The sequence below is a fragment of the Actinophytocola sp. NPDC049390 genome (assembly GCF_044466355.1).
GTDB lineage: Bacteria > Actinomycetota > Actinomycetes > Mycobacteriales > Pseudonocardiaceae > Actinophytocola.
In genome coordinates this window covers 61,250-75,689 of record NZ_JBITMQ010000010.1, presented here as the reverse complement: position 1 = coordinate 75,689, position 14,440 = coordinate 61,250, and the positions used below count along the sequence as shown (strand labels likewise).

Below are 14,440 nucleotides of genomic sequence, written 5' to 3'. Positions count from 1 at the left end.
GAGTTCGATTCGTGCTGTGCCAAGGGTTTCCGGGGTCGGTGACTTCCGTACGTTCGGGATCGTCGACGACTCCCGGCCCGCGGACGACGCGCTCGACGCGCTCGTGAACGACCCGGCGATACACCGGATCGAGGCCCACTCGGACCTGTGGTTCACCCGCCGTCACACGTTCACCCGGTCCGATGTGGAGCTTGACTTCGGCGGTCACACGATCCGCACGGACGGTATCGAACGCAACATGCACGACAACCCGTTCGGTGCCGTCATGTTCTTCCAGGGCACCGTGACCGACACGACGGTGACCCACACGCTCACCGCCACCATGCCCGACCAGGCCGACGTGTTCGAGGTCGGTGACGCGTCGGCGTTCGCGGTCGGGCAGTGGTGGACCGCCGTGGTGAACAACCTCGCGGGCCGTGACGAGCGTGAGCTGCAGAAGATGGTCCAGGTCACGCAGATCGTCGACGCCGCACACATCCGGGTCGACTACCGCAACGGCTGGGACCTCGCGGCGGGCCGGGTGATCACGTGGACCCGGGTCGAGCCCGTCGAACGCGTTCACGTCCGCGACATGGTCTTCGTCGGCGCCCCGCCCTACGACGGGCCGCAGAACGGGGAACTGCCCGACGACCGCGAGTACACGGGCTCGCACCCGGTCGCCTACGAGTACGCGGTCCGGTGCGACGTGTCGGACCTCCACGCGACCGGCACGTGGTGGCCGGTGGTGATGCGCCGCTGGTGCACGTTCTTCCGCACCGAACGCTGCTCGCTTGCGAACCCGCCGACCGTGTTCTACGGCGGCGCGGGGTACCTGACCCAGCAGATCTACTGCCTCTACGGGCACGTCGTCGACTGCCACAGCTCCAACGCCCGCCACCTCAACGACTGGACGGCGTCCGCGTACGGCATCGTCGAGAACTGCCACGGCGACGGCGACGACTCCGGCGGCAACCCGTTCACCACCCACGGCCAGTACGAGCACGACCTGGTGTTCGTCGGCAACTCCGGGCTGATGGACATCGCGAACTCCGGTGCCCAGTGGGGCATCAGCGCCAAGCGCATCACCGTGAAGCGGCACGTCTGCTCCTGGTTCGTCGCCGGCACGAAGATCACCGACCTGACGTTGGAGGACGTGCACGTCGTGCCGAGGTCGACCTTCGACCCCGGCGGCACGCTCACGGTCAACGCGGACGGCGTGCACATGCGTGGCTGCTCGGCGCGTACGTTCGCGGTGGCCCAGCGCTCGAACCGGTCCGCGCGGCCGAACGTCATCGCGGACTGCGCGTTCGACCTGCCACCGAACCAGGTGCTCGTCCAGACCCCGGTGACCAACACCGTCCACTTCGTCCGGTGCCGGATCCGCGGCGCGAACGGCACCGTGCTGCGTGGCGCCGGTGCCGTGCACTTCACCGACACCGTGATCGACGGGGGCGAGAACGCGGCGCCGATGCTGGTCGGCGCCGCGGAAGTCGTGGTGCGCGGCGGAAAGCTGAGCAACACCGGCATCAGGCTCTCCGCCGTGCGCGACCAACGCCTCGCGGTCGGCGGCGGTGCCGTGGTCGAGGGCACCAACTCCGCACGCGCGCTGTTGTCCCGCGCCGACGGCCCCGGGCAGATCGTCTGGCAGCTCGGCGACTACCTCAGCACGACCGAAGACGCACACGTCGCGATCACCACCGGCACCAACCGGTACACCGCGGTCGGCACCCACTTCCACGGCGGCGCGCTGAACCTCGCCGCCTTCACCGGCGAGTCCTGCCTGCTGCACACCCGCTGCGTCGAAGAGAACGTCACGCGCACCATGCCCGCCGACGGGCCGCGCGTCCACACCACCCCGAACCTGACCGTGTGAGGAGTCGCACGATGAACCCATCCCTGACCTCCCGCCGTGCCTTACTCGCCGCCGGTGGCGCGGGCGGCCTGGCCCTTCTGGCTCCCGGCGTGGCGAACGCCGGTGAACGGACGGAACCCAAGGACGTCCGCGCCGTCGACACCGTCGCCGACCTGCTCGCCCTCCGCGGGACGCCCGACGGGACACTCGTGCGGGTCGCCGGGTACCACGAGCCCGGTGACGGCGGCGGCATGCTGGTCCGGTGGGCCGCGAACGACACGGCGGAACCCAACGGTGGCACCGTGATCGGCACCGGCGGCAAGGGACGCTGGCGCCAGCAGCACGTCGGCGTCGGCGACTTCCGCACGTTCGGCCTGTTCGACGCGAAGCGGCCCGCCGACGACGCGCTCGACGCGCTGGTGAACGACCCGGACATCAGCCGCGTCGAGGCGCACACCGACCTGCTGTTCACCCGCCGCCACACGTTCACCAGATCCGACCTGGAACTGGACTTCGGCGGCAACACCGTCCGCACCGACGGCATCGAACCGAACTCGCACGACAACCCGTTCGGCGCGGTGATGTTCTTCCGCGGCAAGGTCACCGACACCGTCGTGACCGCCACGCTGAGCGCGGACATGCCCGAGCTGTCCGACGTGTTCGAGGTGCCGGACTCCGGCGCGTTCGAGGTCGGCGGGTGGTGGGCGGCCGAGGTGAACCAGGGCGCGGGCCGGTGGGAACGTGAACTGCAGAAGCTGTTGCAGGTCACGCAGATCGTGGACGGCACGCACATCCGGGTCAACTACCTCAACGGGTGGCCGCTGAAGACGGGGCGCACGATCACGTGGACCCGTGTCGAGCCGGTCGAGCGCGTCCACGTCCGGAACATGGTCTTCGTCGGCACGGGCACCGACCAGTACAGCGGTTCGCACCCGGTGGCCTACGAGTACGCCACGTGGTGCGACGTCTCCGGTCTCGACGCCACCGGCACGTTCTGGCCGGTCGTCATGCGCCGCTGGTGCACCCACTTCCAGACCCGCGCCTGCTCGCTCGCCAACCCCAAGTCGGTCACCTACGGCGGCGCCGGCTACCTGACGCAGCAGATCTACTGCCTGTACGGGCACGTCGCCGACTGCCACACCTCCAACGCCCGGCACCTCAACGACTGGACCGCGTCCGCGTACGGGCTCGTCGAGAACTGCCACGGCGACGGCGACGACCAGGGCCCGTTCGTCACGCACGGCCAGTACGAGCACGACCTGACCTACATCGGCAACTCCGGTCTGATGACGTTCGCGAACTCCGGCGCCGCCTGGGGGTCGGCCGCGAAGCGGATCACGGTCAAGCGGCACGTCTGCTCGTGGTTCGTCGCCAGGGTCAAGGTCACCGACCTGACGCTCGAGGACATGCGCGTCATCCGCAAGGCGGGACTGGCCGGGTCCGGGATGATCTGGGTCAACGCCGACGGCGTCCAGTTGCGTGGCTGCTCGGCCGACGACCGGCTGATCATCTCGCAGGCGTCCACGCTGTCCGCGCGGCCCAACATCATCGAGGGCTGCGACTTCACCATCGCCACGGGCACCGAGGTCGTCCAGGCGTCGGTGACCAAGCCGGTCCACCTTGTGCGCACGGTGCTGTCCAACCTGGACGGAAACGCGTTCAACGGCACCGGTGAGCTGCACCTGACCGGCAGCACCCTCACGGGCAGGGAAGGCGGCGCCCCCATCACGGTCGCCGCGTCGGCGGTGACGGTGGCGGACAGCACCCTGTCCGGCACCGGCATCCGGCTCACCGGGAAGGCGGACCAGCGGCTGCACGTCGGCGGCGGGTCCGTGGTGCGCGGCACCAACAGCGCCAAGGCGTTCCTGTCCCGTGCCGACACCGCGGGCACGGTCCGCTGGGAGCTGCGGGACTACCGCAGCGTCGCCGCCGCCGACACCGCGCACGTCGAGATCACCGGCGGGAAGAACGCCTACTCGGCCGTGGGCGCGCAGCTCTCCGGCGGCAAACTCACACTCACCGACGGCGGCTTCGGTGGCGGGTCGTTCCTCCAGCACACCGCGTGCGTCGAGGAGGGCGTCGAACGCACGGTGCCCGCCGACGGTGACCGTGTCCAGACGTCGGGGAACCTCCGTGTCTGAGCGACCGGTGACCCTGGCGCTCGTCGGCGCGGGCAACCGGGGACAGACGTACGCCTCCTGGGTGGCCCGCCACCCAGGACGGGCGCGGCTGGTCGCGGTCGCCGAACCCGACCCGGTCCGCCGCGCGGCGGTCGCGACGGCACACCCCGGTGTCGCGGAGTACCCGTCGTGGCAGGACCTGCTCGTGGCGGGCACCGGTGCGGACGCGGTGATCATCGCGACCCAGGACCGGGAGCACGTGGCACCCGCGATCGCGTTCGCCCGTGCGGGCAGGCACCTGTTGCTGGAGAAGCCGATCGCGCCGACCGAGCGGGAGTGCTGGGAGGTGATCGACGCGGTCACGACGTTCGGCGTGCGGCTCGCCGTCTGCCACGTGCTGCGCTACACCCCGTACACCGACCTGCTGGTCGACGTGCTGAGGACCGGGGTCGTCGGCGAGATCATGAGCGTCGAGCACCTGGAACCGGTCGGCTGGTGGCACGCCGCCCACTCCTACGTGCGCGGTCCGTGGCGCAGCGAGAAGCTCGCGAGCCCCATGCTGCTCGCCAAGTCGTGCCACGACCTGGACTGGCTGTCCTATGTGACCGGTCGGCGGGTGGCGCGGGTCGCGAGCTTCGGCGACCTCGGGCACTTCCGGCCGGAGAAGCGGCCGGCAGGTGCGGCGGACCGCTGCCTCGACTGCGCCGTCGAACCGGACTGTCCCTACTCCGCGCCGAAGCTGTACTACCCGGTGCTGCGGGAGAAGGGCGCGGTCTGGCCGGTGTCGGCGATCACCGACGCCACCGACGAGGCCGGGCTCACCGAGGCGCTGCGGACCGGTCCGTACGGCCGGTGCGTGTACGCCTGCGACAACGACGTGGTCGACCACCAGGTCCTGGCCATCGAGTTCGAGGGCGGCGCTACCGGCACATTCACCATGACCGCGTTCACCGAGCAGACACACCGGCAGACCAGGATCTTCGGCACCCACGGCCGGATCGTCGGCGACGGCGAACGCCTGTCCGTCCTGGACTTCCGCACCGGCACGACGGAGGTCCACGAGGCCGGGACCACCGGCAGCACCAACGCGGGCGACGGTCACGGGGGCGGTGACGACGGCGTGATGGCCGCCTTCGTCAACGCCATCGCCACCGGCGACGACGACCTCATCCGGTCCGGGCCCGCCGACTCGCTCGCCGGCCACCTCGCCGTGTTCGCCGCCGAACACGCGAGACACACCGGCACGGTCGTCACCGTGCCCGCCACCTGACACGTCCACACCCCGAGAGGAACGACCATGAAACTCCGCGCGATCGCGACCGCCCTCGTGGCCGCACTCGCCGCCACGACGGCGGCGTGCGGCTCCGCCGGCGACTCCGAACAGGACGTCACCATGTGGGTGTACCCGATCATCCCGGACGAGGCGCAGCACCGTGACTTCTGGGACAACCAGATCGAGGCCTTCTCCAAGGACCACCCGAACATCAACGTGAAGGTCGAGATCTACCCGTGGGCCAAGCGGGAGGAGTCGCTGACCACCGCGATCGCCGGGAACAAGGCCCCCGACCTGGTGTACCTCATCCCGGACCAGATCCCGAAGTACGCCAAGCTCGTGCAGCCGGTCGACGAGTACCTGCCCGAGGAGACCAAGGGCGACTACCGCGACAACGTCACCGAAGCCGTCACCATCGACGGCAAGCTGATGGGCGCACCGATCCTGATGGGCGCCAACCCGCTTATGTGCAACAAGAAGGTGCTCGACGCCGCCGGTGTCGAAGCACCCGAGACGTGGGACGACATGCTGGCGATCGCCCCGGCGCTCAAGGCGAAGGGCTTCGACGTCACCAACTACTACGCCGACCCGTCCGCCACGCTCAACCAGTCGTTCTACCCGCTGCTGTGGGAGGCGGGCGGTGACGTCTTCAGCGAGGACGGCACCAAGACCGCGTTCGACGGCGAGGAGGGCGTGAAGGCGCTGACGTTCCTCAAGGAGCTGGTCGACAAGGGCTACACCGAGAAGGAGCTGATCACCGGCATCCCGGCGTTCGAGCAGACCCACCTCGCGCAGGGCAAGGTCGCGTGCACCTGGCAGCAGCTGCCCGCGGACGTCGAGTCGTTCTGGGGTGCGGACGCCATCACGATCCACCCGCCGCTCAAGGACAAGGAGCAGGTCGGGTACGGCTCGATCGGCGCGCTGTCCATGCTGAAGCAGTCCGACGCCAAGGACGCGGCGGGCGAGTGGCTCGCGTTCGTGAGCAGCCCTGAGGTGACGAAGGCGTACGACACCGCGGGCAACTACTTCTCGCCGTACAAGTCCACCGGCGCGCTCTACACGGACGGCCCGCAGGCCGAGGTGGAGAAGACGCTCGACCTCATGGTCGGCGCCCCGCTGCACGACAAGGCCCGGGACGTGATGGGCGTGCTCGCACCGGAGATCCAGGCCGCGCTCATCGGGCAGAAGAGCCCGGAGCAGGCCCTGTCCGACGCGGCCGAGGCAGCGAACAGCCTGATCGGCCAGTAAGAGGACGCGCGAACAGGCATTGCGGACATCCACCGACCCTGTTCGCGCGCCCTCTGACCCGGCGGCCGGGCCGTCCGGTCGGCCCGGCCGCCACTCCAAACCACCTGTGAGGACCAAGATGACGGTCACCGCTCCAGCGCCATCGCGGCCCCGCGCCGGGCAACCGCCGAAACCCAGGCGGAAGCGCATGCGGCCGGAGACCCTGTGGGGCCTCGGTTTCGTGCTGCCGTGCTTCCTGCTGTTCCTGGTGTTCCGGTTCGGACCGGCCATTGTCGGCGTCCTGCTGAGCTTCTTCGAGTACACCCTCGGGGACGCCCCGCGGTTCACCGGGTTCGACAACTTCGCCCGCATGTTCGACGACCCGCTGTTCTGGCAGGCGCTGAAGGTGACCGTGGTCTTCACGGTGCTCTACCTGCCGGTGTCGATCGCCACGTCGCTCGGGCTCGCGCTGCTGGTGCGGCGGTCGTTCCGCGGGTCGAAGCTGTTCCGCTCGGTGTTCTTCCTGCCGGTGATCACCAGCCTCGTGCTCGCGGCGACGATCTTCACCTGGCTGTTCTCGTCGTCCGGCCCGCTGGGCAAGCTGATCGGCGACTCGTGGCTCGCGTCGACGGTGCTGGTGATCCCGGCGCTGGTGCTCGTGTCGGTGTGGTCCCGGTTCGGGTACGGGATGCTGATCATCCTGGCCAGGTTGCAGGACGTGCCGCGTGAGCTGGAGGAGGCGGCACTCGTCGACGGCGCGGGCACGTGGGCGCGGTTCCGCCACGTGGTCCTGCCGCAGCTGCGGCCCGCGCTGTTCTTCCTCGCGGTGATCGAGACGACCACGTCCTTCCAGGTGTTCGACCTGGTGTACGTGATGACCGGCGGTGGCCCGGCCCGGTCGAGCTACACGCTCGTGATGGCGTTGTACGACCAGGGATTCCAGTACTTCGACCTCGGGTACGCGAGTGCGCTCGGCGTGGCCCTGTTCGTGCTCACGTTGTTCGTCGCGCTGCTCCAGCGCGTGCTGATCGGGAGGTCGAAGTGAGCAACGCACTCGAACCGCGCCGTGGCGGGAAGCTCCTGCGCGGGGTGTTCCTCGCCGTCGCGTCGGTGGTGACGATCTTCCCGTTCTACGCCATGGTGGTGCTGAGCCTGAAGCCCGTCGCCGCCGTGGAGTTCCCGAAGAGCCTGGTGCCGTGGCCCATCGACACCTCGGCGTACGACCGGGTGATCGGCGGCGGCGACATCCCGCTGTGGACGCTGAACACGCTGGTGTACTCGCTCGTCAGCGTCGTGCTGGTGCTGCTGCTGTCCGCGCTCGCCGGGTACGCGTTCGCCAAGAAACGCTTCCCCGGCAAGGAGACGATGTTCTGGTCGTTCCTCGCCATGGTGATGGTGCCCTACCACGTCACGCTGATCCCGCTGTTCGTGCTGATCGCCGAGGCGGGCGGCGTGGACACCTACTGGGGCCTGATCGTGCCCACGCTCGCCAACGCGCAGGCGGTGTTCCTGATGCGCCAGTTCATCGGCACGCTGCCCGACGAGCTGTTCGAGGCGGCGAAGCTCGACGGCGCGTCGGAGTGGCGGATCTTCACCACGATCGTGCTGCCGCTGTGCAAGCCGATCCTCGCGACGCTGGGCCTGTTCGTGTTCCTGTGGCACTGGAACGACTTCCTGTGGCCGCTGCTGGTCGGCAAGAGCACCGACATGCGGACGCTGACCGTCGGCATCGCGGCGCTGCAGGAGGAGAACGTGCCGCTCAACGTGGTGCTCGCGGGTGCCACCATCGCGTTCATACCGATCTTCGCCGCCTACCTGGTCGGCCAGCGCTACCTCACCGAGGGCGTGACCATGTCCGGAATCAAGGGATGAGGATGTTCGACTCCGAAGAAGCACTGGAAGACGCGCTCACGGCCCCGTCCGCAGCGCTCGTCGAGTCACTCGCCACCGCGCGCGGCGACCTCGTCGTGCTCGGCGCGGGCGGGAAGATGGGCCCGACGCTGTGCCGCCTGGCCCGGCGCGGCCTGGACGCCGCCGGCCGCGAGGCCGACACGGTCTGGGCGGTGTCGCGGTGGTCCGACCCGGCCGCCGCGAGGTCCCTCGAAGCGCACGGCGTCCGCACGGTGAGCTTCGACCTGCTCGGCAACCCCGACCTGACCACGCTGCCGGACGGTGGCGACGTCGTGTTCATGGTGGGCGCGAAGTTCGGCACCGCCTCGGCACCGCACCTCGCGTGGGCGGTCAACGCCGCCCTCCCGGCACGGGTGGCCGAGCGCTACCGGGACGCCCGGATCGCCGCGTTCTCCACCGGCAACGTGTACCCGCTGGTCGACCTCGCGACGGGTGGCTGTCAGGAGACCGACCCGGTCGGACCGGTCGGGGAGTACGCGATGAGCTGCCTCGGGCGGGAACGCGTGTTCCAGCACGCGGCCGCACAGGGCGTCCCGGTGAGCATCCTGCGGCTCAACTACGCGGTCGACCTGCGCTACGGGGTGCTCGCCGACGTCGGGCAGACCGTGCTCGCCGGTGAACCCGTCGACGTCACCACCGGGCACGTCAACGTCGTGTGGCAGCGCTACGCCAACGAGGTCGCGCTGCGGTCCCTCGACCACGCCGCGACGGACGCGTTCGTGCTGAACCTCACCGGTCCGGAGACCGTGTCGGTCCGCCGGATCGCGGCCGCCTTCGCGGATCGGTTCGGCACCGAGGCGTCGTTCACCGGCACCGAGGCACCGACCGCGTTGCTCAACGACGCGACCGCGTGCCACCGGCTGTTCGGCTACCCGGACGCGCCGCTCGGCGTGCTCGTCGACTGGCAGGCCGACTGGTTGTCCAGCGGGATGCCGATGGCGGGCAAGCCGACCAAGTTCGCCGTGCGGGACGGGAGGTTCTGACATGCCACTCGCACCGTTGCTCGACGGCGCGGTCATCCCGGCGCACCCGCTCGCGCTCACGGCCGGCCGCACGCTCGACGAGCGCCGCCAGCGCGCGCTCACCCGGTACTACCTCGCCTCCGGCGTCGGCGGGCTCGCCGTCGGTGTCCACACCACACAGTTCGCGATCCGCGAGGCCGGGCTCTTCCGGCCGGTGCTGGAGCTGGCGGCCGAGACCATCGCGGAGTCCGGCCGGGACGTGGTCGCCGTGGCGGGTGCGTGCGGTCCGGTGGAGCAGGCGGTCGCGGAGGCGTCGCTCGCCGCCGACCTCGGCTACGACGCGGTGCTGCTGTCACCGGTGGTTCCGGGTGCGGACGAGGAGGCGCTGCTCGCCCGGGCGAAGGCCGTGGGGGAGGTGCTGCCCGTCATCGGGTTCTACCTCCAGGCGGCGATCGGCGGCCCGGTGCTGTCCCGCGACTTCTGGCGCGCCCTCGCCGACCAGCCCTCCACCGCGGCGATCAAGGTCGCCCCGTTCGACCGGTACCGCACCATCGAGGTCGCCCACGGTGTGGCCGCCGCCGACCGGCGGGACGAGGTCGCGCTCTACACCGGCAACGACGACCACATCATCGGTGACCTCCTCGCGACACTGCCCGGCGGTCTGCGGTTCCGCGGCGGCCTGCTGGGCCAGTGGGCGGTGTGGACGCGCGCCGCCATGGCGATGTTCGACCAGGTACGCACCGAACCCACGGCGCTCGTCGCGAAGGCGCAGGAGCTGACCGACGCGAACGCGGCCGTGTTCGACGCGGCCAACGGGTTCGCGGGCTGCATCGCCGGCGTGCACGAAGTCCTGCGGCGGCAGGGCCTGTTCGACGGGATCTGGTGCCTGGACCCGGACGAGACGCTCTCGCCGGGCCAGGCAGCGGAACTGTCCCGCGTCAGCGCCGCCTACCCGTGGCTGACCGACGACGAGTTCGTCGCGGAGCACCGTGATGCCTGGCTTTCTTGATCCCACCACGCTGGTCTGTGTGCCGCCCTCGGTGCGTGCCGCCGTGTTCCCCTCCGGCCTCGGCGACGCGCGGCTGCTGGACGACGTGACCGGGCTGGCCGACGCACTGCCCGGCACGGAGGTGCTGGTGACGGGCTGGGGCATGCCCGTGCTGGACGCGGCCCTGCTCGACCGCGCGCCGGACCTCCGGCTGGTCGCGCACATCGGCGCGTCGGTGAAGTTCTTCGTCACCGACGCGGTGTTCGCCCGCGGCGTCCGGGTGACGCAGGCCGGGCAGGCGATGGCGCGGCCGGTCGCGGAGGTGGCGCTCGCGTTCACGTTGTCGCTGCTGCACCGGCTGCCGCGGTTCGACCACGCACTGCACGCGGGTGCGGAGTGGACGGTCGCGGAGCAGGCCCCGCCACGGCACGAGATCCTCGGCTGCCCCATCGGTGTCGTGGGCGCCTCCCGTACCGGCCGGGCCTATATCGAACTCGCCGAAGCCCTCGGGGCGCGGGTGTCGGTGAGCGACCCGTACTTCGACGGGGGCGTGCCGCTCGACGAACTCCTCGCCACGAGCCGGATCGTCGCGCTGCACGCGCCGGTGCTGCCGGAGACCCGGCACCTGCTCGGCGCTCGCGAACTGGCGCTGCTGCCGGACGGCGCGGGCCTGGTCAACACGGCCCGCTCCTGGCTGGTGGACGAGGCGGCACTGCTGGCCGAACTGCGCACCGGCCGCGTCGACGCGGCGATCGACGTGTTCGACAGCGAACCGCTCCCGGTCGACCACGAGCTGCGGCGGCTGCCGAACGTCCTGCTCACCCCGCACCAGGCGGCTGGCACGGTCGAGGGCCGGGTCCGGCAGGGCACGATCGTGCTGGCGGAGATCGAGCGGTACCGGTCGGGCCGGCCGCTGCGGCACGAGGTGACGCCCGAGTTGCTGCCGAGGACCGGGTGACCGAGTTCCGCACCGGGGACGGCGGCCCGGCCCTGCACGCGTTGTGGCGCACGGTGTTCCCCGACGCCGCGCACGTCGTGCCGCTGTACACACAGGACCCCGGCCGAGCGGACCGCACCTTCCTCGCGTACGACGGCGACGGGCCGGTGGCCGTCGTGTACTGGCTGCCGAGGCAGGTGCGGGGCCTCGACGGGGAGGCGCACCTGGTCGGCTGCGTGTCGAGCGTCGCGACGGTGCCGAGGGCCAGGGGACAGGGGCTGGTGCGTCAACTGCTGGCCATGGCCGTCGAGTCGATGACGGCGCACGAGTGCGCGTGGTCGCTGCTGTTCACCGGCACACCTCGGGTGTACTCGGGGTGGACGGTGTTCGATCGCCCGTATGTGCGGGGCGTGTTCGCCGACGTGGTGCCGCCCCGCCCGGGGTGGTCGGTCACCTCGGTGGGCGTCGACGCGTGGCCGGTGCTCGCGGAACTCCACGCGCGTGCGCACCGGCCGCTCAGCACGGTGCGCACGCGGGCGGACTGGACCGCGCGCGTACCGGTCTGGTACGGCCGAAAGCACCAGATCGTGCTGGTCCGCGAGCACGGCACACCGGCGGCGTACGCCGTGACCGACTGGCGGACCGGCGACGTCGTGGAGTTCGCGGTCGCGACCGCGGCGGCCGCACGTCCGCTGTTCGAGGCGGTGACGAGGAGTGCCCGCGAGCGGGAGGTGACCGCGGGCCGGTTGCTGGCACCGCCGGACCCGCCCGTGACGGCTGCCCTGCCCGCCCTGTTCACCACCTGGTCCACCGGCGTGGCGCGGACGGGCATGGTTCGCGGGCTCCACACCGGATTCGAGCGGGTGATGGCCGTCGTCGAGGACCCGACCGCGGTCCACTGGACAGCGGACTACTTCTGAACGCCCGGCGGGCGCGGCTGCCTCCCGCGACGACCGGCCCGTAAGCTGGCCGGGTGCGAGCAGCGATGAGGTCGAGCCGAACGGGGCTCCTGCTCGCCCTCCTGCTGGTACTGGTCGCCGTGACCGCACCCGCCATGTCCGGCGCCGGTGCGGCACCGCACTCCCCGACACAAGGCGCGACGGTCGGCACGGCCTCGTCGGTGTACGACGAACTGCACGACCGGCCCCGCGGCCCGGTGACGACGGGCTTCGCGCCGACCACGGCACAGCCGGACACCTGGTGGGTCGTCTGGCCGCCCGCGAACCCCGGGAACACGCAACAGACCCGGTCGTCGGTCGCCCCTCTCGACAGCACCGTGACGCCCGCGGCGGCGGTCACCCCGTGGTCGAGCCGGGCGCCACCACGCGCGTGAACTGAGTCAACCGAACCGTTCACCGCGCTTCTCCCCGGGTCGCGCTGCTCCACTGTGGGCAGTGCCGTGCCCGGGTGCGCCCGCATTCCTTCGAGGATCCCATGTCTGTTGTCGTGCTCGTGTTGTTCTTCGCCGCCGTCGCGGCCGCGATCGGTCTGCTCGTCACCATGTTCGCCAGGGACAGGCCGTTCTACGGCGTCGTCGCGTTGGGGTTGCTGGCCGGGCCGGGCGCCGTGCTGGCGTTCCTTCACCTGGCGGTCGCCCAGGGCTGACCTTCTTCCGCCGACTCGTCGAGCGCGGCCAACTCGATCGTCATCGCGATGCGTTTGCCGCCGTCGTGCAGGTCGATGGCGGTGAGCTCGCGCATCTTGCGCAGGCGGTAGCGGACGGTGTTCTCGTGGACGCCGAGCAGTCGCCCGGCCTCGGCCGGATCTCCCTGCGCCCGCAGCCACGCGCGCAGTGTGGCGACGTACTGCGTGGCGTTCTCCGTGTCGTGCCTGCGCAGTTCGGTGACCGGGCCGCGGGCCGGGGCACGGCCGGACCGTGCCGCGGTGCGGAGGCGTTGGAGGAGGATGTCGTCCCACGCCTCCTCGTACGCGGGCGGCCTGCTGCCCGGGTCCCGGGTTTCGTGCAGGGCAAGGCATTCGTCGGCTTCCTGCCGCGCCGCGGGGAGGTCCTCGGACGTCGCGCCGGCGCTGATGCCCGCCGCCAGCAACAGGTGCGTGGGCAGGGCGGCGCGCAGTGCGGTGATCCACGTGTGCGCGGTGGACACGTCGTCGGCGGGCAGCAGCGTGTAGACGGTGCGGCCCGCCAGCGCGCTGCGGCCGGGTCGGGACCAGCCGAAGCCGGTGGTCGCGCGGTCGAACGTGAGCAGCAGCGCCGCGTGCCGCTCCTCGTCGGCCGTGTGGGCGCGCAACGCGATGACGCGCATCCGGCCCTGCGGCAGGCCGAGCCTGCTCACGACGGTGGCGGCGTCGGCCGTGCCGTCGAGCAGCCGCGTGACCAGGTCGGTCTCGACCTGCCGTTCGAGGTCCGCGCTGGCCCGGGAGCGGAGCAGGTGCAGCGCGACCGTGCGGGCGCCGTCGGACAGCGCCTGGCGCCGACGGCCGTGAAGTGGTTCGGGGCAGGTCACCCACACCGACCCGAGCAGTTCGCGGCCCGCGCGCACGGCGACGACCATGCGGCCGGTGAGGCCGTGCTCGTCGTCCGCGGGAACGAACAGCGGCTCGTCCGACGACTCGAGGTGCGCGCTCACGCCGCGGGCCGCGAACAGGGCCCGCAGCTCCGCGGGCACCTGCCGGCCCAGGATCGTGTCGGCGCGGGCCCGGTCGGCGTGCTGCTGGAGGCTGGAGTAGGCGAGCATCCGCGACAGCCGGTCCTCGATGGTCACCGCGCCCTGCAGCGCGTCGGCGAGGCTGTCGGCCAGTGCGAACAGGTCGGTGGGGCCACGGCCGGACTCGGTCTCACGGCCTTCGAGCACCAGCCCGTACACCACGGCCGCCAGCTCGCTCCACGCCACGGCGGGGTCGACGAGCAGCACGGCGACCTCACCGTCGGGTTCCCCGGCCGGCACGTCGTCCCGCACCAGCACCACGGTCGCGCGGGCCGCCGACGCCCAGCCCACCGCCTCCTCGACCGAGCCCGCGTCGATGGCGAGCAGCACGTCGCCCACCACGGTGCGCCCGCCCGCCTGCTCGGGCAGCACGACGCTGCGCAGCTCGGACGAGCGGGGCACCGGGCAGCGGGACAACCGCAGCCCGTAGCCGCCGAGCACGTTCACCAGCCGATCCAACCTGACCATGTGTGCCAGCCTAGCCGCCGCGGTTTGTCGGGGCTCGACATCAGGCGTCCAGGCGTT

General features: G+C 71.2%; 13 protein-coding genes. 12 read left to right on the top strand and 1 reads right to left on the bottom strand.

The window, feature by feature from the left end; all coding sequences use genetic code 11:
- Window positions 1-16 precede the first annotated feature (16 nt).
- From ACIBVP_RS26525 to ACIBVP_RS26470, 12 genes are all read left to right on the top strand, one after another.
- Complete coding sequence (locus ACIBVP_RS26525; protein ID WP_396109047.1) at window positions 17-1,852, top strand: hypothetical protein; 1,836 nt, start codon at window positions 17-19, stop codon at window positions 1,850-1,852.
- 11 nt (window positions 1,853-1,863) lie between these two features.
- On the top strand, window positions 1,864-3,972 hold the full coding sequence (locus tag ACIBVP_RS26520; protein ID WP_396109046.1) for a hypothetical protein: 2,109 nt from the start codon (window positions 1,864-1,866) through the stop codon (window positions 3,970-3,972).
- Window positions 3,965-5,221 carry a Gfo/Idh/MocA family protein gene (locus ACIBVP_RS26515; protein ID WP_396109044.1) on the top strand — a complete coding sequence of 419 codons (1,257 nt, stop codon included), beginning with the start codon at window positions 3,965-3,967 and terminating at the stop codon, window positions 5,219-5,221. Before ACIBVP_RS26520 ends, ACIBVP_RS26515 begins: the two co-directional genes overlap by 8 nt.
- 27 nt (window positions 5,222-5,248) lie before the next feature.
- Window positions 5,249-6,472 carry an ABC transporter substrate-binding protein gene (locus tag ACIBVP_RS26510; RefSeq protein WP_396109043.1) on the top strand — a complete coding sequence of 408 codons (1,224 nt, stop codon included), beginning with the start codon at window positions 5,249-5,251 and terminating at the stop codon, window positions 6,470-6,472.
- A gap of 187 nt (window positions 6,473-6,659) precedes the next feature.
- Entirely contained in the window at window positions 6,660-7,496 is an 837-nt protein-coding gene (locus ACIBVP_RS26505; RefSeq protein WP_396109042.1) for a carbohydrate ABC transporter permease, read from the top strand.
- Window positions 7,493-8,323, top strand: coding sequence for a carbohydrate ABC transporter permease (locus tag ACIBVP_RS26500; RefSeq protein WP_396109041.1), 831 nt, complete (start codon window positions 7,493-7,495; stop codon window positions 8,321-8,323). Before ACIBVP_RS26505 ends, ACIBVP_RS26500 begins: the two co-directional genes overlap by 4 nt.
- A 2-nt stretch (window positions 8,324-8,325) precedes the next feature.
- Window positions 8,326-9,345, top strand: a complete 1,020-nt coding sequence (locus ACIBVP_RS26495) for an NAD-dependent epimerase/dehydratase family protein (RefSeq protein WP_396109040.1) — start codon at window positions 8,326-8,328, stop codon at window positions 9,343-9,345.
- Between the two features lies 1 nt (window position 9,346).
- Window positions 9,347-10,333, top strand: a complete 987-nt coding sequence (locus ACIBVP_RS26490) for a dihydrodipicolinate synthase family protein (RefSeq protein ID WP_396109039.1) — start codon at window positions 9,347-9,349, stop codon at window positions 10,331-10,333.
- Complete coding sequence (locus ACIBVP_RS26485; protein WP_396109038.1) at window positions 10,317-11,270, top strand: hydroxyacid dehydrogenase; 954 nt, start codon at window positions 10,317-10,319, stop codon at window positions 11,268-11,270. Before ACIBVP_RS26490 ends, ACIBVP_RS26485 begins: the two co-directional genes overlap by 17 nt.
- Entirely contained in the window at window positions 11,267-12,169 is a 903-nt protein-coding gene (locus ACIBVP_RS26480) for a GNAT family N-acetyltransferase (RefSeq protein WP_396109037.1), read from the top strand. Before ACIBVP_RS26485 ends, ACIBVP_RS26480 begins: the two co-directional genes overlap by 4 nt.
- Before the next feature lie 65 nt (window positions 12,170-12,234).
- Window positions 12,235-12,582 (top strand): hypothetical protein, encoded by a 348-nt coding sequence (locus tag ACIBVP_RS26475; RefSeq protein ID WP_396109035.1) that lies wholly within the window; start codon window positions 12,235-12,237, stop codon window positions 12,580-12,582.
- A gap of 101 nt (window positions 12,583-12,683) precedes the next feature.
- Window positions 12,684-12,854, top strand: coding sequence for a hypothetical protein (locus tag ACIBVP_RS26470; protein WP_396109034.1), 171 nt, complete (start codon window positions 12,684-12,686; stop codon window positions 12,852-12,854).
- On the opposite strand, the gene ACIBVP_RS26465 is transcribed toward ACIBVP_RS26470, so the two are convergent.
- Window positions 12,830-14,383 (bottom strand): PucR family transcriptional regulator, encoded by a 1,554-nt coding sequence (locus ACIBVP_RS26465; RefSeq protein ID WP_396109033.1) that lies wholly within the window; start codon window positions 14,381-14,383, stop codon window positions 12,830-12,832. The two genes, ACIBVP_RS26470 and ACIBVP_RS26465, sit on opposite strands and share 25 nt — an antisense overlap.
- Between the last annotated feature and the right edge of the window lie 57 nt (window positions 14,384-14,440).

What these genes read in the sequence shown, in the direction of transcription:
- ACIBVP_RS26520 (WP_396109046.1), top strand. Translation starts at nt 1,864, where the DNA reads ATGAACCCATCCCTGACCTCCCGCCGTGCCTTACTCGCCGCCGGTGGC.
- ACIBVP_RS26510 (WP_396109043.1), top strand. Translation starts at nt 5,249, where the DNA reads ATGAAACTCCGCGCGATCGCGACCGCCCTCGTGGCCGCACTCGCCGCC.
- ACIBVP_RS26505 (WP_396109042.1), top strand. Translation starts at nt 6,660, where the DNA reads ATGCGGCCGGAGACCCTGTGGGGCCTCGGTTTCGTGCTGCCGTGCTTC.
- ACIBVP_RS26495 (WP_396109040.1), top strand. Translation starts at nt 8,326, where the DNA reads ATGTTCGACTCCGAAGAAGCACTGGAAGACGCGCTCACGGCCCCGTCC.
- ACIBVP_RS26490 (WP_396109039.1), top strand. Translation starts at nt 9,347, where the DNA reads ATGCCACTCGCACCGTTGCTCGACGGCGCGGTCATCCCGGCGCACCCG.
- ACIBVP_RS26485 (WP_396109038.1), top strand. Translation starts at nt 10,317, where the DNA reads ATGCCTGGCTTTCTTGATCCCACCACGCTGGTCTGTGTGCCGCCCTCG.
- ACIBVP_RS26475 (WP_396109035.1), top strand. Translation starts at nt 12,235, where the DNA reads ATGAGGTCGAGCCGAACGGGGCTCCTGCTCGCCCTCCTGCTGGTACTG.
- ACIBVP_RS26470 (WP_396109034.1), top strand. Translation starts at nt 12,684, where the DNA reads ATGTCTGTTGTCGTGCTCGTGTTGTTCTTCGCCGCCGTCGCGGCCGCG.
- ACIBVP_RS26465 (WP_396109033.1), bottom strand. Translation starts at nt 14,383, where the DNA reads ATGGTCAGGTTGGATCGGCTGGTGAACGTGCTCGGCGGCTACGGGCTG.